The sequence below is a fragment of the Synechococcus sp. SynAce01 genome (assembly GCF_001885215.1).
Classification (GTDB): Bacteria; Cyanobacteriota; Cyanobacteriia; order PCC-6307; family Cyanobiaceae; genus Regnicoccus; species Regnicoccus frigidus.
In genome coordinates this window covers 2,544,884-2,567,072 of record NZ_CP018091.1, presented here as the reverse complement: position 1 = coordinate 2,567,072, position 22,189 = coordinate 2,544,884, and the positions used below count along the sequence as shown (strand labels likewise).

The 22,189-nt window shown below is 63.5% G+C and carries 23 protein-coding genes, 1 tRNA gene and 1 pseudogene; 12 read left to right on the top strand and 13 right to left on the bottom strand.

All coding sequences use genetic code 11. The annotated features are described in order from the left end of the window. The first annotated feature begins 10 nt into the window (after positions 1 to 10). The 5 genes from menB to murF all read left to right on the top strand — a co-directional run bounded on the left by menB (position 11) and on the right by murF (position 5,306). The gene (gene menB / locus BM449_RS13325; protein WP_071801626.1) at positions 11 to 892 is read left to right on the top strand and encodes a 1,4-dihydroxy-2-naphthoyl-CoA synthase; all 882 of its coding nucleotides are present in this window, start codon (positions 11 to 13) and stop codon (positions 890 to 892) included. 170 nt (positions 893 to 1,062) lie between these two features. Further along, the gene (locus BM449_RS13320) at positions 1,063 to 1,560 is read left to right on the top strand and encodes a L,D-transpeptidase (protein ID WP_233830797.1); all 498 of its coding nucleotides are present in this window, start codon (positions 1,063 to 1,065) and stop codon (positions 1,558 to 1,560) included. A gap of 60 nt (positions 1,561 to 1,620) precedes the next feature. After that, on the top strand, positions 1,621 to 3,135 hold the full coding sequence (gene glgA, locus BM449_RS13315; RefSeq protein ID WP_071801625.1) for a glycogen synthase GlgA: 1,515 nt from the start codon (positions 1,621 to 1,623) through the stop codon (positions 3,133 to 3,135). 7 nt (positions 3,136 to 3,142) lie between these two features. Further along, on the top strand, positions 3,143 to 3,937 hold the full coding sequence (locus tag BM449_RS13310) for a hypothetical protein (RefSeq protein ID WP_145537081.1): 795 nt from the start codon (positions 3,143 to 3,145) through the stop codon (positions 3,935 to 3,937). After that, the gene (murF, locus tag BM449_RS13305; RefSeq protein ID WP_071801623.1) at positions 3,924 to 5,306 is read left to right on the top strand and encodes a UDP-N-acetylmuramoyl-tripeptide--D-alanyl-D-alanine ligase; all 1,383 of its coding nucleotides are present in this window, start codon (positions 3,924 to 3,926) and stop codon (positions 5,304 to 5,306) included. The genes BM449_RS13310 and murF overlap by 14 nt, the downstream gene beginning before the upstream one ends. A 4-nt stretch (positions 5,307 to 5,310) precedes the next feature. On the opposite strand, the gene glmU is transcribed toward murF, so the two are convergent. From glmU to upp, 3 genes are all read right to left on the bottom strand, one after another. After that, positions 5,311 to 6,663, bottom strand: a complete 1,353-nt coding sequence (gene glmU, locus BM449_RS13300) for a bifunctional UDP-N-acetylglucosamine diphosphorylase/glucosamine-1-phosphate N-acetyltransferase GlmU (protein ID WP_071801622.1) — start codon at positions 6,661 to 6,663, stop codon at positions 5,311 to 5,313. Positions 6,664 to 6,733: 70 nt separating this feature from the next. Next, positions 6,734 to 8,074 carry a 3-phosphoshikimate 1-carboxyvinyltransferase gene (aroA, locus tag BM449_RS13295; protein WP_083544566.1) on the bottom strand — a complete coding sequence of 447 codons (1,341 nt, stop codon included), beginning with the start codon at positions 8,072 to 8,074 and terminating at the stop codon, positions 6,734 to 6,736. 25 nt (positions 8,075 to 8,099) lie between these two features. Further along, positions 8,100 to 8,765 carry a uracil phosphoribosyltransferase gene (gene upp / locus BM449_RS13290; protein ID WP_071801621.1) on the bottom strand — a complete coding sequence of 222 codons (666 nt, stop codon included), beginning with the start codon at positions 8,763 to 8,765 and terminating at the stop codon, positions 8,100 to 8,102. Positions 8,766 to 8,889: 124 nt separating this feature from the next. Between upp and BM449_RS13285 the strand changes: the two genes are divergently transcribed. Both BM449_RS13285 and cobW read left to right on the top strand, forming a co-directional pair. Then, entirely contained in the window at positions 8,890 to 9,357 is a 468-nt protein-coding gene (locus BM449_RS13285) for a pentapeptide repeat-containing protein (RefSeq protein ID WP_233831370.1), read from the top strand. 161 nt (positions 9,358 to 9,518) lie between these two features. Continuing rightward, on the top strand, positions 9,519 to 10,640 hold the full coding sequence (gene cobW, locus BM449_RS13280) for a cobalamin biosynthesis protein CobW (protein ID WP_071802297.1): 1,122 nt from the start codon (positions 9,519 to 9,521) through the stop codon (positions 10,638 to 10,640). A gap of 15 nt (positions 10,641 to 10,655) precedes the next feature. Here the strand turns inward: cobW and BM449_RS13275 are convergent, their stop codons facing one another. Next, positions 10,656 to 10,973 (bottom strand): hypothetical protein, encoded by a 318-nt coding sequence (locus BM449_RS13275; protein ID WP_145537084.1) that lies wholly within the window; start codon positions 10,971 to 10,973, stop codon positions 10,656 to 10,658. Positions 10,974 to 11,139: 166 nt separating this feature from the next. On the opposite strand from BM449_RS13275, the gene purS reads away from it, so the two are divergent. Next, positions 11,140 to 11,412, top strand: a complete 273-nt coding sequence (gene purS / locus BM449_RS13270) for a phosphoribosylformylglycinamidine synthase subunit PurS (RefSeq protein ID WP_071801619.1) — start codon at positions 11,140 to 11,142, stop codon at positions 11,410 to 11,412. After that, positions 11,409 to 12,062, top strand: a complete 654-nt coding sequence (gene purQ, locus BM449_RS13265; RefSeq protein WP_071801618.1) for a phosphoribosylformylglycinamidine synthase subunit PurQ — start codon at positions 11,409 to 11,411, stop codon at positions 12,060 to 12,062. The genes purS and purQ overlap by 4 nt, the downstream gene beginning before the upstream one ends. A 22-nt stretch (positions 12,063 to 12,084) precedes the next feature. Here purQ and BM449_RS13260 read toward each other — a convergent pair whose 3' ends face one another. Further along, the gene (locus tag BM449_RS13260) at positions 12,085 to 12,687 is read right to left on the bottom strand and encodes a peroxiredoxin (RefSeq protein ID WP_071801617.1); all 603 of its coding nucleotides are present in this window, start codon (positions 12,685 to 12,687) and stop codon (positions 12,085 to 12,087) included. Positions 12,688 to 12,847: 160 nt separating this feature from the next. Here BM449_RS13260 and BM449_RS13255 point away from each other — a divergent pair, with 160 nt between their 5' ends. Both BM449_RS13255 and BM449_RS13250 read left to right on the top strand, forming a co-directional pair. After that, positions 12,848 to 13,171 carry a hypothetical protein gene (locus tag BM449_RS13255; RefSeq protein WP_071801616.1) on the top strand — a complete coding sequence of 108 codons (324 nt, stop codon included), beginning with the start codon at positions 12,848 to 12,850 and terminating at the stop codon, positions 13,169 to 13,171. A 441-nt stretch (positions 13,172 to 13,612) separates the two neighbouring features. Next, positions 13,613 to 15,125: pseudogene (locus BM449_RS13250) on the top strand (IS5 family transposase); the annotation flags it as partial. A 400-nt stretch (positions 15,126 to 15,525) separates the two neighbouring features. On the opposite strand, the gene BM449_RS13245 reads toward BM449_RS13250, so the two are convergent. The 7 genes from BM449_RS13245 to BM449_RS13215 form a co-directional block, all read right to left on the bottom strand. After that, positions 15,526 to 15,599: transfer RNA gene (locus BM449_RS13245), tRNA-Met, on the bottom strand. Positions 15,600 to 15,644: 45 nt separating this feature from the next. After that, a complete protein-coding gene (locus BM449_RS13240) occupies positions 15,645 to 16,694 on the bottom strand; it encodes a M23 family metallopeptidase (RefSeq protein WP_071801615.1) in 1,050 nt (349 codons plus the stop codon). A 215-nt stretch (positions 16,695 to 16,909) separates the two neighbouring features. After that, positions 16,910 to 17,413 (bottom strand): tRNA (cytidine(34)-2'-O)-methyltransferase, encoded by a 504-nt coding sequence (locus BM449_RS13235; protein WP_071801614.1) that lies wholly within the window; start codon positions 17,411 to 17,413, stop codon positions 16,910 to 16,912. A 5-nt stretch (positions 17,414 to 17,418) separates the two neighbouring features. Next, positions 17,419 to 18,021 (bottom strand): bifunctional adenosylcobinamide kinase/adenosylcobinamide-phosphate guanylyltransferase, encoded by a 603-nt coding sequence (gene cobU, locus BM449_RS13230; protein ID WP_233830794.1) that lies wholly within the window; start codon positions 18,019 to 18,021, stop codon positions 17,419 to 17,421. Further along, a complete protein-coding gene (gene pxcA, locus BM449_RS13225; RefSeq protein ID WP_071801613.1) occupies positions 18,014 to 19,156 on the bottom strand; it encodes a proton extrusion protein PcxA in 1,143 nt (380 codons plus the stop codon). Before pxcA ends, cobU begins: the two co-directional genes overlap by 8 nt. A 6-nt stretch (positions 19,157 to 19,162) precedes the next feature. Next, positions 19,163 to 19,843 (bottom strand): TPM domain-containing protein, encoded by a 681-nt coding sequence (locus BM449_RS13220; protein ID WP_120352795.1) that lies wholly within the window; start codon positions 19,841 to 19,843, stop codon positions 19,163 to 19,165. Between the two features lie 40 nt (positions 19,844 to 19,883). After that, the gene (locus tag BM449_RS13215; RefSeq protein WP_071801611.1) at positions 19,884 to 20,291 is read right to left on the bottom strand and encodes a tellurite resistance TerB family protein; all 408 of its coding nucleotides are present in this window, start codon (positions 20,289 to 20,291) and stop codon (positions 19,884 to 19,886) included. Between the two features lie 131 nt (positions 20,292 to 20,422). Here BM449_RS13215 and BM449_RS13210 point away from each other — a divergent pair, with 131 nt between their 5' ends. Beyond that, positions 20,423 to 21,145 (top strand): cofactor assembly of complex C subunit B, encoded by a 723-nt coding sequence (locus tag BM449_RS13210; protein WP_071801610.1) that lies wholly within the window; start codon positions 20,423 to 20,425, stop codon positions 21,143 to 21,145. On the opposite strand, the gene lptC is transcribed toward BM449_RS13210, so the two are convergent. Then, the gene (lptC, locus tag BM449_RS13205; protein ID WP_071801609.1) at positions 21,027 to 22,187 is read right to left on the bottom strand and encodes an LPS export ABC transporter periplasmic protein LptC; all 1,161 of its coding nucleotides are present in this window, start codon (positions 22,185 to 22,187) and stop codon (positions 21,027 to 21,029) included. The genes BM449_RS13210 and lptC overlap by 119 nt on opposite strands. Positions 22,188 to 22,189: the final 2 nt, after the last annotated feature.

Here is a 22,189-nt window from a genome sequence, read left to right as displayed (position 1 = left end):
TTCAGGCCCGATGAGCGCCGATCCCAACCCGGCCCCATCCAGCACGGGTCGCCAGTGCGAGGAGTGGCTGCCGGCAGGCGACTACGAGGACATCCTGTTTGAGCTGAGCCGGCAGGCCGGCATCGCCCGGATCACGATCAACCGCCCGGCCAAGCGCAACGCCTTCCGCCCCCGCACCGTTCAGGAGCTCTGCGACGCTTTCTCGCGCGTGCGCGACAACCCAGCCATCGGTGTGGTGCTGTTCACCGGTGCTGGGCCGGCCGCCGATGGCGGCTACGCCTTCTGCTCCGGCGGTGACCAGAGCGTGCGCGGCGATGGCGGCTATCTCGATAGCTCCGGCCTGCCCCGCCTCAACGTGCTGGATCTGCAGCGATTGATCCGATCACTGCCGAAGGTGGTGATTGCCCTGGTGGCTGGCTACGCGATCGGTGGCGGCCAGGTGCTGCACCTGCTCTGTGACCTCAGCCTGGCGGCCGAGAACGCCGTCTTCGGCCAGAGCGGCCCGCGGGTGGGCAGCTTCGACGGCGGCTTCGGGGCGAGTTATCTGGCCCGCGTGGTGGGGCAGCGCAAGGCCCGGGAGATCTGGTTCCTTGGCCGCCAGTACAACGCCGAGGAGGCGCTGGCCATGGGTCTGGTTAACGCGGTGGTGCCGCTGGCCGAGCTGGAGGCCGAAGGGGTGCGCTGGGCCCGCGACGTGCTGCGCCAGAGCCCAACGGCGATCCGCTGCCTCAAGGCCGCTTTCAATGCCGAAACCGACGGCATGGCGGGCTTGCAGGAACTGGCCGGTCAGGCCACCCATCTCTTCTACCGAACAGCCGAAGCCCAGGAGGGTCGCGATGCCTTTCTGCAAAAAAGGGATCCGGATTTCTCCGATCAAGCCTGGCTGCCCTGAGGCAACGTCAGCTGGTGGACATTCCCAGGAGACCAGGGATTGATTAATCTCAAGACCTACCGGATTTGATTGTTTCTGTGCTGGCCGCCCGGTTCGCCTCCCTGCTCACCTGCGGTTTGCTTGTCGTTGCACCGGCTTCTGCAGAAGCTGCCAGCCGACTGAAATGGACCTTGTCCAGCCCCGCCCCGTCGAGCCCGCTCACTCCTAGCCCAGCCCTACCCAGCCCAGCGCCCACCAGCTCCCTGGTGCTCTTCCGCGCCCAGCGCCAGCTGTTGGTCCTTGAAAACGGTCGGGAACTGCGCCGCTTTCCGGTGGCCGTGGGAATGCCCGGCTGGGAAACGCCCCTCGGTCGCTTTGAGGTGATCGAAATGCGTGCCAACCCTGAGTGGGAGCACCCGGCCACCGGCCAGGTGGTACCGGCGGGACCGAACAACCCCCTGGGCAGCCGCTGGATCGGGTTTTTGCGGGATTGCCAGGGACGCAGTGGTTTCAACGGCCAGCAACACCTGGAGGTGAAGGGCTGCGTCACCGTCGGTTTCCATGGAACCCCCCAGCGGGTCAGCGTCGGCCAGGCCGTGTCCCACGGTTGCGTGCGCCTGCTCGATGAGAATGTGCAAGACCTCTTCCAGTTGGTTGAGGTGGGAACGATGGTGACGGTCCTGCCCTGACAAGACCGCTGGCTGCGCGTAAGGCTCCCCGTAGAGTTCGGCCCACCTGAGCAACCTCCCATGCGCGTGCTGTTCGCCGCCGCCGAGTGCGCTCCGATGGTCAAGGTCGGGGGCATGGGCGATGTGGTGGGCGCCCTGCCGCCAGCCCTCGCCGCCCTCGGCCATGACGTCCGGTTGATCCTGCCGGGCTACGGCAAACTCTGGAGCCAGTTGCCGATCCCGCCAGAGCCCATCTGGCGCGGTCGGGCCATGGACAACGACTTTGCGATCTACGAAACGCGCCACCCCAGCCACGGCTTGCCGCTTTATCTGGTCGGCCATCCGGTCTTCAATCCAGAGCGCATCTACGGCGGCGACGACGAAGATTGGCGCTTCACCTTCTTCGCCAACGCCAGCGCCGAATTCTGCTGGAACCACTGGAAGCCAGAGGTGCTGCACTGCCATGACTGGCACACAGGCATGTTGCCTGCCTGGATGCACCAGGACCCGGAGATCAGCACCGTCTTCACGATCCACAACCTGCAATACCAGGGGCCCTGGCGTTGGAAGCTGGAGCGCATGACCTGGTGCCCCTGGTACATGCAGGGGGACAGCACCATGGCGGTGGCTCTGATCTATGCCGACCGGATCAATGCCGTCTCGCCCACCTATGCCCAGGAGATCCGCACACCGGACTACGGCGAAGGACTCGATGGCTTGCTGAACTTCCTGAGCGGCAAGTTGCGGGGCATCCTCAACGGCATCGACACCAAGGACTGGGATCCCGCCAGCGACAGCACCCTGCCGGCCCGTTTTTCGGCCAGTAACCTCGCCCCCCGGGCGGGCAACAAGGCGATCCTGCAGGAGCGGATGGGCCTGAGCGCCAATCCCGGCAGCTTCTTGATGGGGATGGTCACCCGCCTGGTCGACCAGAAGGGCGTGGATCTGCTGCTACAGGTGGCGGAGCGCGTCCTGGCCTACACCGACAGCCAGATCGTCGTGCTGGGCACCGGTGATCGCGGCTACGAAGCGGGCCTGTGGCAGATGGCCTCCCGCCACCCAGGCCGTTTTTCCGTCTTCCTCACCTACGACGACCTGCTGGCGCGGCTGATCTACGCCGGCGCCGACGTGTTCCTGATGCCCAGCCGCTTTGAACCCTGCGGAATCAGCCAGCTGTTGGCGATGCGCTACGGCTGCATCCCGGTGGTCCGCAACGTCGGGGGGCTGGTGGACACCGTGACTCCACACTCCCCGGCCGGGCACAGCGGCACCGGCTTCTGCTTCGATCGTTACGAGCCGATCGATTTCTACACCGCGATTGTGCGGGCCTGGGAAGCCTGGCGGCATCCCCAAAGCTGGCAGGAGCTGCAGCAGCGGGCCATGGCCTTCGACAGCAGCTGGCAGCGTTCCGCCCTGGCCTACGACGCCCTGTACAAGGACGTGCGCGGCGTGAAAGAAGCAACCCCGTCAGCGGCCGAGATCGAGGAGCTCTCCCGGGGCCAATCCGACGATCCGAGTCTGCTGGGCAGCCCTCCGGCAACCAACCCGCCAGCCAGGAACCCCCTGGCCCAGTTGCTGCGCCGTGGGCCTGGCTGAGCAAACGATGGACCGAGGTCCGGATCGCAGTGGCCGTGACCTGCCGGCGCCCTATCGCAACCCCTGGTCCTTGCTGGCCAGGGATTTGCGGGCTGTCGGGGCCAGCCTTCGCCTCAAAGCCCAGGAGATCTGGCGGCGCAACGCTGAAGGTGATCTGGCCATGCCGGGCCTCTGGCCCCGGCGCCTCGCCGCCTGGTTCTGGCCGTTGGTGCTGCTCCTGCTGATGTGCGCCACGGTGCTGGTGCTGCGGATCGCACGACCGGGGGGCTCCATCGAGCCTCTGGTCCAGCCGCTACCGGCTCCACAGACGGCAGCAGCAGCCGAGTCAGAAGCTGATGCTGGGCCCTCTGACAGCCGTCGATCCGGCCTGAACAACCCATCTGACCTCATCAACCCGTCGGGTCCGACCAATCCAGACGCCGAGCAGACCACTGAACAGACCACCGGCCAGACCGCTGAGCAATCGGCGCAGCCGCTGATCTCGCCCCCAGCTGCCTTGAAGATCGATCCGCTGCTGGCCCTGCTGGCCGATCTCGACCCCCAGGGACTGATCGTCACAGCGAAGCCGTGGCCCGCTGCGGGGAGGCTGGAGCTTGCGCTCAACGAAGGGTTCACCAGCCTCTCTGGCGAGCAGCGCCGGCAACGGGCGGAACTCTGGCTCGAACGATCCATGGACCTGGGCTACGACAGGCTGGAACTGGGCGACCCAGAGGGGCGAAGCCTGGGACGAACCGCCCTTGTGGGACAAGGCATGATCATGCTCGAAACACCTGAAACGACCGAAAGCGATGCGGCTAGGTGAGCTCGAAAGCCTCTGGGGTGCTCCGATCGGCGTGGAGCGGCCCAACCTCGAAGCCGAGCTGGGGCCGGTCTGCACCGACAGCCGCAGCCTGGCAGTCGGCCATTGCTTTGTTCCCCTGGTGGGGGATCGCTTCGATGGCCACACCTTCCTGGTCGAGGCGCAGCGGCTTGGGGCCCAGGCCGCCCTGGTGGAGCGGCGCCAGCTCCAGAAGCTGCCGGCCGGACTGCTGGCCTGGGTCGTTGACGACACCCTGGTGGCCTACCAGCAGCTGGCCTGCCTCTGGCGGCGGAGTCTGGCCATCCCCGTGCTGGCGGTGACCGGTTCGGCCGGCAAAACCACCACCCGCGAACTGTTGCGGGCTGCCCTGGAACCACTTGGGCCGGTGCTGGCCAGCCGCGGCAACGAGAACAATGATGTGGGAGTGCCGGCCACCCTGCTGCGAGCTGGGGCGGAGCATCGCGCCGTGGTGCTGGAGATGGGCATGCGCGGGCTCGGTGAAATCGAGCGGCTCTCCCGCTGCGCTGAACCCGATGTGGTGGTGATCACCAACATCGGCAGCGCCCACATCGGCAGGCTGGGCAGCCGTGAGGCGATCTCGCGGGCGAAGTGCGAAATCACCGCGGCGATGCGGCCCGGTGGGCTGGTGGTGATCCCGGCCGGCGATCCCCTGCTTGAGCAGGCTCTCGCCCAGTCGTGGAGCGGTGCTGTGCGGCGTGTGGCCCTTGCTGGTGACCCGCCAGCCCAGGCCACTGGCACCGCCGCCCTGCCCCCTGCCGACTGGACAGGTGCCCTCACCCCGGCAGGCCTGGTCTGCAACGGCGAGACCTACGACCTGCCGCTGGAGGGGGCGCACAACGCCCGCAATCTGCTGCTGGCCCTGGCGGTGGCAGACCACCTGGGCGTTCCTCCGGTAGCTCTGCGACACCTGAGCCCGTCCTTGCCAGGCGGGCGCAGCGGGCGCCTGCATATCGCCGGGATCACCCTGCTCGATGAGACCTACAACGCCTCACCTGAAGCGGTGGTGGCCGCCCTGCACCTGCTGGCCGGCCAGAGAGGACGCCGCTTCGCCGTGCTGGGAACGATGCGCGAACTCGGCGCCCACAGCCTCGCCCTGCACCAGGAGATCGGAGCGCTGGCCGCCGAACTGGGCCTCGATGGCCTGGTGATCGTCGATGATGGGGACGACGGCGAGGCCATGGAGCGCGGTGCAGCCAACCTTCCCAGGCAGGTTCGGGTGGCCACGCCCGAGCAGGCCCTCGACCCGCTGCTGCAATGGCTCAGCCCAGGTGATCAACTGTTGCTCAAGGCCAGCCGGGGCGTGGCCCTGGAGCGCCTGATCCCCCTGCTTGAAGCCAACTTCCCAACGTGACGGCCTAGGCCGCAGGACCAGGCCAGTCGGCTTTGATCCGCTGGGGGGTGCGGCTGAGCGCCAGGGCCCCATCCGGTACGTCGCGGGTGAGGGTGGAGCCTGCTCCCACCGTCACATTCGATCCCAGCTTGATCGGGGCGACCAGCACAGAATTGGCCCCTGTCTTGCTGCCCGCGCCGATCACGGTGCGGTGCTTGCGCACGCCGTCGTAGTTGGCGGTGATCGTGCCGGCCCCCACATTGACCCCCGCTCCGAGCTCGGTATCACCGATGTAGCTGAGGTGGTTCACCTTGCAGCCCGCCGCCAGGTGGCTCTGTTTGATCTCCACGAAGTTGCCCACCCGGCAGTCGGCTCCCAGTTCCGCGCCAGGGCGCAGCTGGGCATAGGGGCCGATCACACAGCCATCGGCCACCACAGCGTCGCGCAGCACCGAATAGAGCACCTCAACGCCGTCCCCGAGTCGGACGTTCTCCAGCAGGCTGCCTGGCCCCAGTCGGGAACCGGCTCCGATTTGGCAATCGCCACGCAGGTGGGTCTGCGGTTCAACCAACACGTCACGCCCAAAGCGACAGCCATCGCTGAGGCTGCAGCTGGCCGGATCGGCAAAGCTCACGCCTTCGGCCATCCAGTGGCGCCGCAGCCGGTCCTGCAGCACCGCCTCACACTGGGCCAGCTGAATCCGGTCGTTGATGCCGGCGATCTCGCCCGGATCGGCCACCTCCAGGTGCTCGGCTGGATCGAGCAGGGCAACGGTATCGGTAAGATAGACCTCGCCTTGGTCGTTGTTGGCCTCAAGATCGGGAAGTACCGCCGCCAATCGGCTCCAGTTGAAGCAGTAGATGCCGCCGTTGATCAGGTCATTGGTGCGTTGCGACTCGTTGCAGTCGCGATGTTCGACGATCGCGCTGAGCAGCCCATCGCCGTCGCTGAACACCCGGCCGTAGCCCGTGGGGTCGTCGAGGCGAGCCGTGAGCAGGGTGACGGCGGCCCCGTTGCTGCGGTGCTGCTCAAGCAGGGCTTCGAGGGTGGAAGGCCTGAGCAGGGGCACATCGCCATTGAGCACAAGCAGTTCGCCACTGAAACCGCTGAGTGGTCCGAGCAGTTGCTGGACGGCGTGGCCCGTGCCGTTCTGGGGCTGTTGGCGCACAAATTCGAGGCCGGGGTATCCAGCCAGGGACGCCTCCACCCGCTCGGCCTGATGGCCCAGGATCAGCAGGCGGCGATCGGGCGCAAGGCTCTCGCAGCAGCCGAGAACCCGCTCCAGCAGGCTGACCCCGGCCAGCTCCTGCAGCACCTTCGGCCGATCACTCTTCATTCGGGTGCCCTTTCCGGCAGCCAGAACAGCAACGGCGAGCATGGAAAGCCTGGGAAATCTGGGCGGAATCTACCGGCCCTCGCCCCCGCCCCCGGCCTGGCGCCAGTCCGGATCAGGCCTGCAGCCGAGCCAGATCGTCCCAGAAGCCCGGGTAGGACACCGCCGCCGCTTCGCTTCCCTGCAGCAGGGTGGACCCCACGGCAATCTGAGCCGCCACCGCCAGGCTCATCGCCACCCGGTGGTCGCTCTCACTGTCAACCTCGGCGCCACGCAGACCTTGACCGCCCTCGATCGTCAGGCCGTCAGGGGTTTCCTCAAGGCGAGCACCCATGGCCAGGAGCTGGCGGGCCATCACCGCCAGCCGATCGGTTTCCTTGATCCGCAATTCGGCCGCATCACCGACACGGCTGATGCCCTCGGCGCAACAGGCCGCCACCGCCAGCACCGGAATCTCATCGACCAGACGGGGAATCAGATCGCCAGCGATCGTGAAGGGGCGCAGGGGCCCATGGCGCGCCCTCAAATCGCCGACCGGCTCACCGGCCACCTCGCGCAGGTTGAAGCGCTCGATCGAGGCACCCATCTGCTCAAGCACGTCAAGGATGCCGGTCCGCGTCGGGTTAAGCCCAACGTTCTCCAGCGTGATCTCGGCGCCGGGGGTGATCGCGGCGGCCACCAACCAGAAGGCCGCCGAGCTGATGTCGCCGGGCACCACCACCGGGCGGCCATGGAGCTGGGCGCCGGGATGGACCGTGACATGACGACCGGAGTCGCCGCCGATGGCGAGATCGGCACCGAAGGCCTGCAACATCCGCTCGCTGTGGTCGCGGGAGCGGGCCGGCTCGATCACGGTGGTGTTCCCCCTGGCGGTCAGGGCCGCCAGCAGGATCGCCGACTTCACCTGGGCCGAGGCGATCGGCGTGCCGATCACAGCCCCATGCAGGTCTTGCCCCTCAATGGCCAGGGGGGCCAGGTTGCCGGCGCAGCGGCCACGAATCGAAGCCCCCATCAGCGCCAGCGGCTGGCCCACCCGTCGCATCGGCCGGCGCCGCAGCGAGCGATCGCCGTCGAGCACGAAGTGGCGGCCAACGCGGCCCGCCAGCAGGCCCAGCATCAGTCGCATCGTCGTGCCGGAGTTACCGCAATCGAGCACAGACTCCGGCTCCTGCAGGCCATCGAGGCCAACACCCTCCACCCGCACGGTTTGGCCCGCCACGATCGGGCTCACGCCCACCCCCATCGCCCGCAGGCAAGCCGCCGTGCTGAGCGGATCTTCGGCGGGCAGCAGGCCCTCGATCGCGGTCTCGCCGATGGCGATCGCCCCGAACAGCAGGGCACGGTGCGAGATCGATTTGTCACCCGGTACCCTCACGATCCCGCGCAGGCTGGCCGCCCCCCGATCACCGAGCACCCGGGCTCCCGCATGAAGGCTTCCGGCGGCGGCAACGGCCATAGAGCCACAGGCAAGGGCCTGGATCTTAAATCTGGGGCTGCTGGGAACCGAAGAGGCGGTCGCCGGCATCGCCCAGGCCCGGCACGATCCGAAAGGCGTCGTCGAGCTCGGCGTCGATGCAGGCGCTGTAGATGGTGAGCTGGGGAAAACGCTCCCCCAGAGTCTTGAGGCCGGGGCTGGCCACAATCGCCGTGATCACCCGCAGACGATCGCCGCCCACACCGAGTGCTTCTAGCTTTTCCAGCACCTGGATCAAGCTGCCGGCCGTGGCCAACATCGGGTCGAACACCAGCACGCCCACCTGGGGGCCAATGCTGGAAGGCAGTGTGTCGAGGTAGCAGCGGGCGATGCCGCTGACCTCATCGCGCACCAGACCCACATGGGCCACCCGGGCGGTGGGAAGCACTGTCTGGGCTCCTTGCCAGAGGCCCAGACCTGCCCGCAGGATCGGTACCGCCAGCAGAGGGATGGTTCCATCCACCACGGTTCCCTCGGCAGGGGCCAGGGGAGTCTGCACTGTGACAGGACGGTGGGGCAACCAATCCCTGAGCGCCTCGTAGGTGAGCCAGCGGCCCAGTTCGGCCATGGCACTGGCGAACAGGGCCGGTGGGGTGGCTTCATCGCGCAGCACGGTAAGCCAGTGGGTGATCAGGGGATGGGGTGGCACCACCACCCGCAGGGACATGCTCATGCAGAAACGCGTCTTGGCCTTGGCCTGGCATAGCTTGAAGGCACAAGCTAGGTCTGCGCCTTTGTTCCCACTTCTTCAACACGGGATCTATCAACGCGGGATCAGCCTGGTCTTACTGCTGCTGATGCTGGGCGCAGCCGGCCTCGCCTTACCGGTGGCGCCGGCCTGGGCGATCACGGCGCCGGAGCTGCGCGGTCAACGCTCCCTGCAGGATCTCGAGCCCAACATGCACGGCCGTGATCTCAAGCAGCAGGAATTCCTCAAGGCCGAAATGCGGGGCTTTGATCTGGGCGAAGCCGATCTGCGCGGAGCTGTGTTCAATTCCAGCGACTTGAGGGACAGCGACCTGAGCGGCGCCAATCTCGAGGATGTGGTGGCTTTTGCCACACGCTTCGATGGCGCCGATCTGCGCGGCACCGTGCTGCGTCACGCGATGTTGATGCAGAGCCGCTTCACCAATGCCGAGATTGAGGGCGCAGATTTCAGTGATGCGGTGCTGGATCTCTCCCAGCAGCGTGCCCTCTGCGCCAGAGCGGCGGGAGTGAATGCGAGCACCGGCGCCGCCACGGCTGAAAGCCTGGGTTGCCGATAGATTTCTGCCCTGGTTCCGCTGGGGATCAGCCACCGGTTTGTCTCCCTCAATCCCGGCGCGGACCGGACGCAATCCCATGACCATTGCTTTTCGGTCCTTCGCGACCCTGCCGGCATCAACACGCCAGCTGAATGAGCCATTTACAAGCCAAGGGGCCTGAGATGACCACCAGCACAACCCAGCGGCGCCTGCCGGTCACCGTGGTGACAGGCTTTCTTGGAGCAGGCAAGACCACGTTGATGCGCCATCTGCTGCTGAACAGCGGGCTGCGCCTGGCAGTGATCGTCAACGAATTCGGTGAAGTGGGCATTGATGGAGCCCTGCTGCGCAGCTGCGGCTTCTGCCCAGAAGATGAGGCCGAAGACCGGCTGGTGGAGCTCGCCAACGGTTGCCTCTGTTGCACCGTTCAAGACGACTTCCTGCCGACGATGCAGACCCTGCTCGCTTCGGCCGACCGCCTTGACGGGATCGTGGTTGAAACCAGTGGTCTTGCCCTGCCTGAGCCCCTGGTCCAGGCCTTCTCCTGGCCGGAGATCCGCACCCGCACCCTGGTGAATGGTGTGGTGGCGATGGTGGATGGCGAAGCCCTGGCCCTGGGCAGCGTGGTTGGCGATCCCGCCGCCATCGAGCGACAACGGACCGCTGACCCCAGCCTTGATCACTTCAGCGACCTAGAGGATCTCTTCGACGAGCAACTCGAAGCGGCCGATCTGGTGCTGGTCAGTCGGGCCGACCGCCTCGAGCCCAGCCAACTGGCGCGCGTGCGCGAACGCATCGGCCAGGCGACCCGTCCCGGCACCCAGGTGCTGCCGGTGGAGCAGGGTCGGATCGCACCAGAGTTGTTGCTGGGTCTCTCCCGTGTCGATCTGGGAGCCGGCTCGGGCGTTCAGGCGGGCGATGTCCACCATTCAGACCATGACTCCGATCATCACGACCACGACCATCACGACCACAGCCACGTGCCGATGCAATCGGTGGCGATCCGGCTGGAAGGCCGTTTCAATCGCCAGAGGCTGGAGGCGATCCTGCGCGATCAGATCGAGCGCCAGGCCATTCTTCGCCTCAAAGGCTCGTTGCAACAGCCTGGCAAGGTCCGTCCCCTGCAGATCCAGGCGGTGGGGCCTCGGCTGGAGTGTTGGTATGAGGCGCATCCTCAGGCCGGGGTCCGGCCGGCACAGCCTGCGACGATTGAGCTGCCGGTGCTTGAGCTGGTTGCCCTTGGGCTGCAGCTCGATCGAGCTGTCCTGGAAACTGCCTTGCTTGCTAGCGCTCAGAACAGCTGAGGTTCTCTGAGCGTCTCAATCGAGCGGAAACTGACCCAGGGCACAAAGTCCGTTCCAGCAGAGCGCATGCTCCGGGCTCCATTGGCTGGTGACTGGCCTCCACTGACCAGCACCGGCCCGCGACATCTCGACAATGCCGCTGCCGTCATGGCGGAAATCGAAGCTGTCATCAGGTAGTTCGAGGCTCCAGCGCTCGCCGACCGCCTCGATCCGCATCACACAGGCCTGCCAAGGACCCTGATCGGTGCGACAGCGCAACTGAAGCCGTTGTTGATCCGCGAGGGCTGCCGAGAGCAGAAGCATGGCCAGAGCGCCGCCGATGCCGATGGCCAAGCCCAGAGGCCTGCGAACTCGCTCCAGAGCGGAGGCGACCGTTGAAGGCCATCCCGTTGTCTCCAGCATCACAGCCATCCCCGCTTCCCACAGTTTCAACCTGGATCAGCGCCAGGAGCTGCAGGAGCGTGCGATGGCAAGATTTAATCAATCTCCTGAGCTGCCAGTGCCACGCTTTCAAGCCCGCGTTCTGGTCAGCCTGAGGCCCTCGGTTCTCGATCCAGCCGGCGAGGCCACCCGCGCCGCCGCGGCCAGGCTGGGCGTTGAGGGGGTTGTCGGCCTGCGGATCGGCAAGGCAGTGGAGATCGAGATCGAGGCGATCGACGCCAGCTCGGCCCGCTCCCAACTGGAACTGCTGAGCGAACGGTTGCTGGCCAACCCTGTGATCGAGGACTGGTCCCTGGAACTGCAGTCCGCCGAGGCGGGGGCGGCGGCGTGACCATTGGTATTGCCGTTTTTCCTGGCTCCAACTGCGACCGAGACGTGCAGTGGGCCGCCGAAGGATGCCTGGGAATTCCAACCCGCTTTCTGTGGCATGAACAGCGGGATCTCAGCGGATTGGAGGCTGTGGTCTTGCCGGGTGGATTCAGCTACGGCGATTATCTGCGCTGTGGCGCCATTGCCCGCTTCGCGCCCCTGCTCCAGGAAGTGGTGGCCTTTGCCGCCAGGGGTGGGCCGGTGCTGGGGATCTGCAACGGCTTCCAGGTGCTGACCGAGCTTGGCCTGCTACCCGGGGCCCTGACTCGCAACAGGCGCCTGCACTTTCTCTGTGAGCCCGCGACGCTCAATGTCCAACCCGGACCCTGCCGCTGGCTGCAGGGCTATGCCGCCGGGGAGACGATCCATTTACCGATCGCCCATGGCGAAGGGCGCTACCAGCTGGAGGCAGGAAGCCTGGCAGAGCTGGAAGAGAAGGGACAGGTGGTGCTGCGCTACCAGCGCAATCCCAATGGCTCGATCGGCAATGTCGCCGGCCTCTGCAACCCGGCGGGCAACGTTCTGGGTTTGATGCCCCATCCGGAGCGAGCCTGTGATCCCCTGCTGGGCGGGATCGACGGGCAGCGGCTGCTAGCGAGCCTGCTCGGATAGGGCAACACGGGGTGGGGGCCGCTCAACTGATGGCGGCGAAGAACACCTTGCTGCCGACGGGATCGGGCTTCATGGTCAGTTCGCCCGGGGTCCAGTTGGCGGGGCAGACCTCACCGGAGTGAGCCCGCACGTATTGGAAGGCCTGCAGCACCCGCAGAGTTTCATCGACGTTGCGACCAACAGAAAGATTGTTGATGGTGGCGTGCTGGACGATGCCATCGGGATCGATGATGAACAGACCGCGCAAAGCCACACCGGCGTCCTCGTCGAGAACGTTGTAGGAACTGGCGATTGTTTTCTTGAGATCGGCGACCAGTGGGTAGGCAATATCACCCAGCCCGCCTTGGCTGCGGTCGGTCTGGATCCAGGCCAGGTGGCTGAACTGACTGTCAACTGAAACACCGAGAACCTCGGCGTTCAAGTTGCTGAACTCGCTGTATCGATCACTGAACGCCGTGATTTCCGTTGGACAAACAAACGTAAAATCAAGCGGGTAGAAAAACAGCACCACGTACTGGCCGCGGTAATCAGCCAATGACACATCTTTGAATTCCTGGTCAACAACCGCTGTTGCGGTGAACCCTGGGGCCTGTTGACCAACGCGCAGCGAAGCGTTGACGGTCATAGGGGTGCTGGAGGAGAAAGGGAATGGCAGGGAAGGCAAGTCTTCAGCCTGAAGGATTGAGCCTGACGAACGACCACCTGCCTGTGTTTCAATTTATCACGAAACTTGATGCTTGGGCGGGGGGTAAGGTTAGGGGAGAATCTAAAAAGCAAGCAGCTCCATGTCCTGGGATCCGGCGATTCTGCGCAAGTTCAACACCACTGGTCATTTTCGGCTCCTCAACCAACTCCGCGGTGAGCTCAAGGCCCATCCCCTCCCGCGCCAGCAGGCGGAAGGAGACGCGGCAGCTGGTGGTACCCGAGGAGCTGGCACTGGCGCGATTGAGATGCGACCCCAACCCATGGGTTACAGCCGTTCGCGCCGCTCCAGTGGCTACGGCTCCCCATCCAGCAAGTCGGAATCCTTCAGCGACGCCGCTGAGCTGGACGCCAACGGTTCATCCAGGAGCTTTCGCGATCGGCTCAATGCGATCGACATGCGTTGAACTGTTGAAGCACGATCCCAGGCATCGCGAGCAGAACAAGTTGCAGCGACGATTGCAGCGATGCCAGCAGCTCTATTGGAGCCTGACAACATGACAACAATCCAAGCATGAAGTCTTGGCTGACAAGAAGATGGTATTCAAAGAAGTGCAACTACAAAAAGCGTAAGGCTTAACGAAGCCGAAGGTAGATTTCCATAAAAAACAACGGTTGCCAGGTCGTTTTCTACTCAGGCAACAATAGTTTGATCAATCAGAATCTTTTTAAGGATAGGATTAATCGATAGATTTTTGTTATTATGCTAAATTTAACAAGCCAGAAACAATTAGGGCTTCCTGAAAAAGCCAAAACCCCTGCCCTGCAGCTGGTTTGAGCCAATCAAAGGCGCTAAACTGGCCATGACCGAGCAAATCCTTGCTCGCTACATCGTGTAACGGCCACGAATGTATCGGAAACATCATAATGGCCAGCTCTCCATCGAGGAGTTCCACCTTCCTTTTGGCGGCACACTTGATCCAGATAACCGCTGGGTGGTTCTTGCTCAGTTGATACCGTGGGAAGAGCTTGAATCGTCCTACGCACCACAGTTCAGCGCCACGATCGGAGCTCCTGCCAAATCAGTACGCCTAGCGTTTGGCGCTCTTTACATCAAGCAGCGGCTTGGTCTGAGTGATGAGGAGACTGTACTGCAGATCCAGGAAAATCCATACATGCAGTATTTTCTTGGCTTCTCTGGCTACTCAAGCAAAGCCCCTTTTGATCCATCGATGATGGTTCATTTCCGTAAGCGACTATCAGATAAAGATCTGCGCAAGATCAATGAGCTGATTGTGCAGCGAGGCAAAGAGATGCTGGTTGAAGCTGTAGCTGCCAGAGTTGATGACAGCGATGAGCCGGATCATCAAGATGGAGACGGTGGCGCGCAGCTCTCACTTGATTCGATGATCAAGCCAGCTGACTGGCCAGAAGGCAAGAACTGGGGAACGATCAGCATTGATGCTTCCTGCACCCCTGCAGACATCACCTACCCTACCGATTTGAAGCTGCTCAACGAGGCGAGGAATGGCACTGAAAAGATTATCGATGATCTTTGCCATCAGTCCAAAGGTTTTGGACGCCATCGCCCCCACTACAACCGCGAAAAAGCTCGTTTCAGCTTCCTCACGATCGCCAAGCAGAAAAAGCCAAGGCTGCGCAAAATCAAGGCTGCAGTGAGGAAGCAGCTCAGCTACCTGCAGCGCAATCTTGAGTCGATCGACGCGTTGATCGCTGTTGGGGCAAGCCTTTCTGCCCTCAAGCAGCACTGGTGGCAGAAGCTTCTGGCCTGCAGTGAACTGGCACGGCAGCAAGCCATCCTTCTCGAAAGCAATACCAGAAGCATTCCCCATCGGCTGGTGCACCTGGTTCAGAAGCAGGTGAGGCCGATCGTTCGAGGAAAAGCAAGGGCAGCTGTGGAGTTTGGTGCCAAAATCAGCATCACTGTGGAGAATGGTTTTCCATTTCTTCATCGCATCAGTTGGGATGCATACAACGAAGGTGGAGATCTCATTGCTCAGGCAGAAAAATATAAAGAAGACAATGGTTGCTACCCAGAGCGGATCTGCGCTGATCGTATCTACATCAATCGCGAGAATAGACACTTCTGCATGAGAAACGGAATCCGGCTCTCAGGCAAGCCTTTGGGGCGTCCCCCAAAGAACCCAGAGCTGAATGCTGCCCGCAAGCAGCAACTCAATGCTGATCAGCGCCGACGCAATGAGGTAGAGGGATCCTTTGGAGCTGGAAAGCGTAAGTATTCATTGGATCAGATCATGGCCAAACTCAAGCATGGTGCCGAGACCACGATCTCGATGGCCTTCATCGTGATGTGCTCCGAGAAGGTGCTGAGGCTGCTGCGCCTCTTTTTTGTCCTTATTCTGGGTTGGTTATTGGGTCTTTACAGCCTCCAGGAGGAGAACTCAGAGGGCTACTACTCTCTCAGAGGCCAATCGCACGATTTGCTGCTTGCGGTATAGGCAGCATCGAGTCGCTGGCTGTTTCGGCGAAGCACTTGCATTTTGCGTGAGTGCCTTGCTTTTGTTTTTCAGGAATTCCCAATTAAGGGCACCTTGAAAAATCCGACATGCCCGCCGAGGCTGCCAATCGGATTCAAGTCCTGACAACAGGTCTGACTCGACAGGACTGGCAAGAAAGGTGATTTTTGAGTTGTCCTTAACTTACATCGATTAAGTTAGGCCTGTCAATTTGGGCCTATTAACTGAGGCCAAATAAAAAAACTCGTCAACCAATCAAAACAGTTGACATCGAATAGATGAAATAACCATCACAATTCCATCCAATGGAGTGAAGAATCAAATGGCTCGAGAGTGACTTGAACACTCGACCTTGGGGTTATGAATCCCACGCTCTAACCAGCTGAGCTACCGAGCCTTATCCTCTGGAGTTTAGACGATCGCCGATTCCACCAGCTTCTGTTCAGGCTCTGCCAGGAAGAAACTGAAGTGGATTGGCCGCACCGCGACCGGCAGGGTGAATCTCGAAATGAAGGTGGGGGCCCGTGCTGCGGCCCGTACTGCCCATCGCCGCGATCTTGGTGCCCTGAGCAACCGTCTGGCCGACTTGGACCGTCACCCGGCTGTTGTGGCCGTAGAGAGTTTTGCTGCCATCATCATGGATGATCTCAACGAGATAGCCGTAGCCGCCGTTGTGCCATCCCGCATAACTGACGCGGCCTGAGCGGGCTGCCACGATCGGCGTGCCGACGTTGCTGGCAATGTCGACGCCCTTGTGCATGCGACCCCAGCGCCAACCGAATCCCGAAGTGAACACCCCCTTCGCTGGCCAGATCCAGGTGGTGGTGGTCGGGGCGGGGCGAACCTCAGCTTCACCGCCGAAGCTGGGCAGTTCAGGCCAGCTCAGACCACCGCTACCGACAGGATTGAGTCCCAGCACCATGCGGCTGCGGGCCGGAGAAGAATTAGCGACACGAATCTGAGTGCCGGTTACCAGGCTGGCAGCCTGGAGTCCTGGATTCAGCTGTAACAGATCCTGAAGACGCATGCCATAACGCTGCGCCAGCTTGCCAAGATCATCACCGAAGCGAACCACTCCAGTGGAGGCAACAGGCCCAGAAACCGAAGCGGGTGGCGTACGGCGGATCTGTCCGGCGTCGAGTGAGTCCAGCCGCCGAGCACGCTCCTGGGACTCGCCAGGCAATTGCACCCATTCACCTGGTTGAAGGCGATGGCCAACCTGACGCTTGTTGAGTTGGGCTAGGTCTGTGGGCACAAGGCTCAAGGCATCCGCCAGCTCCCTGATGCTGACTTGGCTGCTGATTTTGATCCAGAAGCGATTGGCAGAAGGCTCACCTGGCGCTAGCGCCAGGTGAGCCTCAGCCAAGGCCTCGGGCAAGTCGTCCCAGCTGAGCGAGCGGGAATCGGCTACACCGGGCACAGCTCCAGCTGCCACGAGCGAGAGGACCGGAATCGGCCCCGCCATTGCCAGAAAGAAGTGAACAGGCTTCATGCAGTTTCCACAAGGGACAAGGCACGGTGGAGAAGCCACTATCCCCGCGCCGCGCTGAGAGTAGCGGCTGGGCACTCTCGAAACAAGCCATCAAGACTTCAAGCGCGGCCAGACGACCCCACCCTTGAACCCGAATCAGAACTGAGCAGGGCCGATGCAGGCCCCAATCCCTTGCGCTCACTGCTCTTCGTTGCTTGGTTCGCAGACTGGTTTTGTCATGACTTCACGCAGGGCTCGGCAGCGGACGGATTGGTCTCCAGCTGGCGCAGGGCCTCGAACAGGGCAACGGCCGCTGCGACCGAGAGATTCAGGCTGCGAACCCCTCCGCCCGAGCGCACCGATCCGGTCATCGGGATAGTGAGCCGCACGTCGGCCAGCTTCAACAGGTCCGGAGGCAGTCCATCGGTTTCTCTGCCCAGCAGCAGCCAATCGCTGGCCTCGAAGCGAAAGGCGCTGTAGGAGCGTTCCACCTGGCTGGTCAGGGCCACCAGTCGCCCACCCCGTCTGGAGCGCTCCAGCTCGAAGGCGGCAAGGTCGGCGTGGACATGCAGCGACACCCAAGGCCAGTAGTCGAGCCCGGCGCGTTTGAGCTGACGGTCGTCGATAGCGAAGCCCAGGGGACAGATCAGGTGCAGCTCGGTGTTGGTAGCGGCGCAGGTACGCGCCACGTTGCCGGTGTTGGGAGGGATCTGGGGCTGAAAAAGAACCAGACGGGGCATGGGAGTCAGGGCGTGGCCCCACCAGCTGTGGGCGTGGCTTCAGGGGGAACAGGCTGGCTGAGCGCCAGCAAGTCGAGGGCCCTGCCGTGGACCACAAGCCAACTGGCGCCGCTACGGGCCTGGAGAAGCTGTCCAAGCCGCCCGAGGCGGTCCCGGAAGCGGCCACCGATCGCCGTGGCGGGCACCACGCCCCAGCCGGTCTCCTCACACACGACCAGCTGCGGGCTGCAGCAACGCTCCAGGGCCGCCAACAAGCCGTTCTGCTGGCGCTGCCAGTCCGCGGACTCCAGCTCCAAGTGATGACTCAGCCAGGTGCCCAGGGAATCGATCAAGACACAACAGCCGGGAGGAACCCGATCAAGCGCCTCAGCCAGGGCCCCCTCCACCTCCCAGGTGGGCCAGCTGGCTGGACGCTGCTGGCGGTGAAGGGCCAGGCGCTGCTGCCAGGCCAGATCCCCGGGATAGAGGGGTCCTGTGGCCAAGTACAGAACGGGCAGACCGCTGGTGGTGGCGAGATGCTCGGCCCAGCGGCTCTTGCCACTGCGGCTTGGCCCTGTCACCAGCGTCAGGCGGGACGGCTGGGACGGCTGGATAGCCCCCTCAACCACCGCCGTTCATGTTGCGCAGGGTGGCCACCGAAGAGGGCGACACCCGGTTGAGATAACGGAAGATCCAATACTTGAAGATCGTGGCCAGGATCACCGGGAAGGTGGCGATGAACAGGAGCACAAAATTCTCCCGCTGGGGCAAACCGAGGTGGTTCGAAACCCCATCGAGCAGCACCGTCCAACCCTCCGGGCTGTGAAAACCCACAAAAATATCGGTGAACAGAATGATGGCAAAGGCTTTGGCGCTGTCGCTGAGGCCATAGATCTGCTCATCAAGGAAGCCCCGCAGCACCCGCAGTTCCTCCCTGCCAAGGAAGCAGACCAGCACGAAGCCCAGCAGTCCCACCCCATCGGAGAGCACGTTCTTGATCGCCCGGGTGCTCTGACCATCGGCCTCCTGCTTCAGCTCTGCGGCTCGCGAGGAGAGGGCCTTGTGCAGCAGTTCCGGGCTGGGCAGATCGTCGCCCTTGAGCAGGGCATCGAACTCGATCTCCGCTTTGTAGATGCGTAACTTCTCAACCGCCGCCTCCTCCAGTTGGGGCTTGGTGTAGCTCAGGAATGGAACGTCAGGGGCCAGACGATCGACCACCGGCGAAATCACGAACGTTCGGCTGACCTGCTGGAACAACAGGGGCACGAGCACCAACAGCAGGAGGATGCGCAGCGAAACCAAGGTGGAATCGCGGCGACGACGAAAGCCGGCGACCACATTGGCCTCGGCCTCGGGATCCAGCTGGCGGCGGACCCGCTCCACCACGCCGATCAGGCTGCGGGGCAGGAGTTCCGGTGAGCGGCTCATGACCGCCACCGGGGTGCGGTTGCTGTAGCGCCCCTCCACCGATTCGATCAGCTGCAGCTGGCGCAGCTCCTGGCTGTCGAGCTCTTGGCGGCGGGGTGCCGGCCCATCGAGAAAATCGCTGCAGATCTGCAGGGCCGTGCGAAAGCGGCGCAGCATCTGAGCCTGCACCGTGCGAGGCAGGCTCAGGGCAAGTTCGGGGCGTACCGGACGATCGTTGTAGTACTCAAGTTCCAGGCTCTGGATCAGCAGCGCCGCTTCATAGGCCCGTTCAAGCTCATTGCTGAGATCAACCGAGCGAGCCCTGCCGAAGGTCCCGATCCAATCACGCAGGGTCATGGCAGATCAGCGTGAGAAGACCCACCAAGTGAGCATCGGCACAATCGTGCCGACCACCAACAGCACGACCACCCAGGTAAAGCCACTTCCCGCAGCGGTTTCAGCTTGGGTTGGGATGTTGGTGACGATCTCGACCTGCACCTGCTGCTCGGGAGGACCGGGATCATCGGCGCCGTTGAGCACCACTTCCAGGCGGTTGAGCGCATCGAGTGAGGCCTGGCGGTAGCGCGATCCCATCCGCATAGGAATGCCCATGGTCGTGTCCGCCGTGCTGATCAACAGGTCTTGGGGCAACTGCATCAACAGATCGGGCGAAGCCACCACAGAGGCTGTGTTGGTCTGGGCGTCGATCAGCAGCAACAGGTTGGAATCCCGGCCGGGGTTGGCCTGGCTCCAGCGCTCCTCCATCTGGGCGCCCAGGCTCTCGAGTTCAAGTCCGTAATCGAGGCGATCGACTGTGATCAGATGGGCCTGGACATGGCCCGCTTCGAAATCTTCGAGGCGATGTTCCAACTCCTTGGCGGTGGAGCGACTGAACAGACTGGCCGGATCGATCAACCTCTGCTGGGGAGCCTCGGCGGGGTAGTCGTCCACTCCGGCTGCCAGCAAGGGCTGCAGGGGAAGGAACAGGAACACCAGAACGGCCAAGGCCGCCAGGAGTCGGGGCAGGAGCGGCGGCAAGCGCACGGATGACGATTGGCAGGGCGGGCTTGACTTCAGTCTGCCTTCACTCGGCCAGGCTGTCGCGGTGGAGGATCTGAATCACCTCAAGGATTTGCTGCGCTCTCGACTCCGGCAGCTCCAGCTGCAGCGAGAGCCGGTCGAGAAAGACCTGTTCATCGGGTTCGACCACCCGATCGCTATGAACCAGTTGGGCCGCCACAGCCAGGGCCGTTTCGCGCTGCTCCTGGTTGAGGGCAGGAATGGCGGCAGAGACGAGAGCCTCTATGCCGTCATTGCGCAGAATCTGCAGCAAATCATCGAACATCGTCGCGATGGTCTGCTCCGGCAGGCTGGCGAAGGGGGTTCGGTGATCGAGCTGGCTGCGCAGCGATTTGGCCTCCTCCAGGCCCATGGCTCCGTCACAGGCCACCGCCGCCAAGGCGATCGCGGCGAATCCCTTGCTGGCATTCATGGCGAGATTGGGTGCAAAAGGGCATCGCTGTAAAACCTGTCATGGCTCAGGCCCCCCTGGGTGCTCATGTGTCAGCGTTTGCACGAACCGCGTCGCCCTCAGCTCGCCCGTCACACCATGCAGCCACGTCCGTGAACGGCCTTCCGGCCCCCGCCCGCGCCTGCCTGGCAGCCGGTCTGCTGGGCCTGCTGCTTTGCCTGATCAACCAGGCCAGCGCGCCTGAACTCAGCCCTGCCCTGCAGCGTTCTGCCGTGCTCGCCAGCCTGATGGCCGTGGGGTTGATGCTGGTGGCCCTGCTCTGGACCCGGGCCAACCCGAAAGCACCGGAACGGGTGTCCCTGGAGGGACGGGAGGGCCTGGAGTTGATCAATGGCCTGCCAGAAGCGCTGGCTGCCGAGCTGAGCTGGGGGAGCCGGCTGCTGCTCACGGCCACTCCAGCGGCCAGTGTGCTGATCCATTGGCAAGGAGTGGCGATCCTGCGGCGGGGGGTGCTTGCAACGGAGCGCTGGCGGCCCGGTGCCATCAGCGAGAGGTCCCGCCAAACCGGAAAGGCGATCTCCCTGGTGAACCTGGCGCTCTACCCGGGCCGGCAGGAGTTCACTGGCCTACCGGCCGGCACCCCTGCCGTTCTGATCCAGCCGATCGGCGGCGGCGGCTGGCTGGTGCTCGGTGGCTGGTCACCACGCTGCTTCAGCAAGGCCGATGAAACCTGGCTTGAGGGCTGGACGGAGAAGATCAGAACGTCACTGGAGGCCTGGAGCGGGGAGAGCGGCTGCCCGCCGATTCCCCTGTCGGAGACTCTTTTGCCGGCGGAACCTGAAGCTGGGATTTCACCCGACCCCCCGGTGTCGTGAACACGGCGAGACCCTTCCCATCCACCTTGCCGTTGAGCACCTCACTGCGGGTGACCTGTTGGTTGGCTTCGCGACGAAACACCACGTTTCCCCGGGCCCGCACCGACTGGTCAGCCCAGTTGTAGAGACAATCGTTAGCCGTCAGGCCTTCGCCCGGTTGGCGCAGGTCGCAGCCGGCCGGAATCAAGGCCCACTTCTCATCGAGTTGCAGTTCCAGAGACTGGCCCCGCACCTCCTGGTTTCCAATCTGGGCAACGAAGGGCAAGGCCGTGCTGAGCCGCTGGCGTGCGCTGTCCCAGCGGGTGCGCTGGCCATTGAACACGGCGTCCTGGGAAGGATCCACAAAGCGCACTGGAGCTAAGGCATCGATCACTTCGGTGCGGGTGTTGCCTTCCAGGGCGGACGCTGTGAGGGTCTGCTCCTGCTTGTTCTTGAGTCGCCGGATCCCTTTGACCGGGCCGGGGGCCTTGAGGACGCCACTGGCCGCGAACCAGTCGGCCTGGGCCACCTGCAGGTCGATGGTGGAGTTGACCAGCCGGGTGCGGCCCCGCAGCTCCAGTTTGTCCTGGTCCAGCAAGAACAGGGCCGTATCAGCCGTGAGGCGGGAGGAACGATCAACCAACATCGGACGGCGATCGATGGAGATCCTCTGCCGGCTGGGGATCCAGCGCAGCCGATCCCCTGAAATCACCGAGGGCTTGGGTCCGACCGCCTGAATCTTTACCTTCCCCTCCAGCTGGATCACTTCGCCGTCGTTGATCACCGTGCCGCTGGTGGCGGAAATGTTGTATTGCGGCTTGCCTTTGGCATAGATCACGCCCCGGGGCTGTTTGACCTGGGCAATTTTCCGCTCGAGGTCATAGCTGGCTTCAGGGCTGATCAGCGACCAGGCAGGGCGGCCTTTGTCATCGGATTGGCGCAGGTTGAGCGACTGAAAGACGAACTGCTGCGTTTCTGTCTTCTTTTCTGGCGTCCGGGTGCATCCGGAGAGGGCGTAGCCGCCCATCAGGGCGATCAGCAGCAGGGATGCCAGACGGCCCATCC

Excerpts from the sequence above, each read along its gene's own strand:
- menB (WP_071801626.1), top strand. The coding sequence starts at position 11 with ATGAGCGCCGATCCCAACCCGGCCCCATCCAGCACGGGTCGCCAGTGC.
- glgA (WP_071801625.1), top strand. The coding sequence starts at position 1,621 with ATGCGCGTGCTGTTCGCCGCCGCCGAGTGCGCTCCGATGGTCAAGGTC.
- BM449_RS13310 (WP_145537081.1), top strand. The coding sequence starts at position 3,143 with ATGGACCGAGGTCCGGATCGCAGTGGCCGTGACCTGCCGGCGCCCTAT.
- murF (WP_071801623.1), top strand. The coding sequence starts at position 3,924 with ATGCGGCTAGGTGAGCTCGAAAGCCTCTGGGGTGCTCCGATCGGCGTG.
- glmU (WP_071801622.1), bottom strand. The coding sequence starts at position 6,663 with ATGCTCGCCGTTGCTGTTCTGGCTGCCGGAAAGGGCACCCGAATGAAG.
- aroA (WP_083544566.1), bottom strand. The coding sequence starts at position 8,074 with ATGGCCGTTGCCGCCGCCGGAAGCCTTCATGCGGGAGCCCGGGTGCTC.
- upp (WP_071801621.1), bottom strand. The coding sequence starts at position 8,765 with ATGAGCATGTCCCTGCGGGTGGTGGTGCCACCCCATCCCCTGATCACC.
- BM449_RS13285 (WP_233831370.1), top strand. The coding sequence starts at position 8,890 with ATGCTGGGCGCAGCCGGCCTCGCCTTACCGGTGGCGCCGGCCTGGGCG.
- cobW (WP_071802297.1), top strand. The coding sequence starts at position 9,519 with ATGACCACCAGCACAACCCAGCGGCGCCTGCCGGTCACCGTGGTGACA.
- BM449_RS13260 (WP_071801617.1), bottom strand. The coding sequence starts at position 12,687 with ATGACCGTCAACGCTTCGCTGCGCGTTGGTCAACAGGCCCCAGGGTTC.
- BM449_RS13255 (WP_071801616.1), top strand. The coding sequence starts at position 12,848 with ATGTCCTGGGATCCGGCGATTCTGCGCAAGTTCAACACCACTGGTCAT.
- BM449_RS13240 (WP_071801615.1), bottom strand. The coding sequence starts at position 16,694 with ATGAAGCCTGTTCACTTCTTTCTGGCAATGGCGGGGCCGATTCCGGTC.
- BM449_RS13235 (WP_071801614.1), bottom strand. The coding sequence starts at position 17,413 with ATGCCCCGTCTGGTTCTTTTTCAGCCCCAGATCCCTCCCAACACCGGC.
- pxcA (WP_071801613.1), bottom strand. The coding sequence starts at position 19,156 with ATGACCCTGCGTGATTGGATCGGGACCTTCGGCAGGGCTCGCTCGGTT.
- BM449_RS13215 (WP_071801611.1), bottom strand. The coding sequence starts at position 20,291 with ATGAATGCCAGCAAGGGATTCGCCGCGATCGCCTTGGCGGCGGTGGCC.
- lptC (WP_071801609.1), bottom strand. The coding sequence starts at position 22,187 with ATGGGCCGTCTGGCATCCCTGCTGCTGATCGCCCTGATGGGCGGCTAC.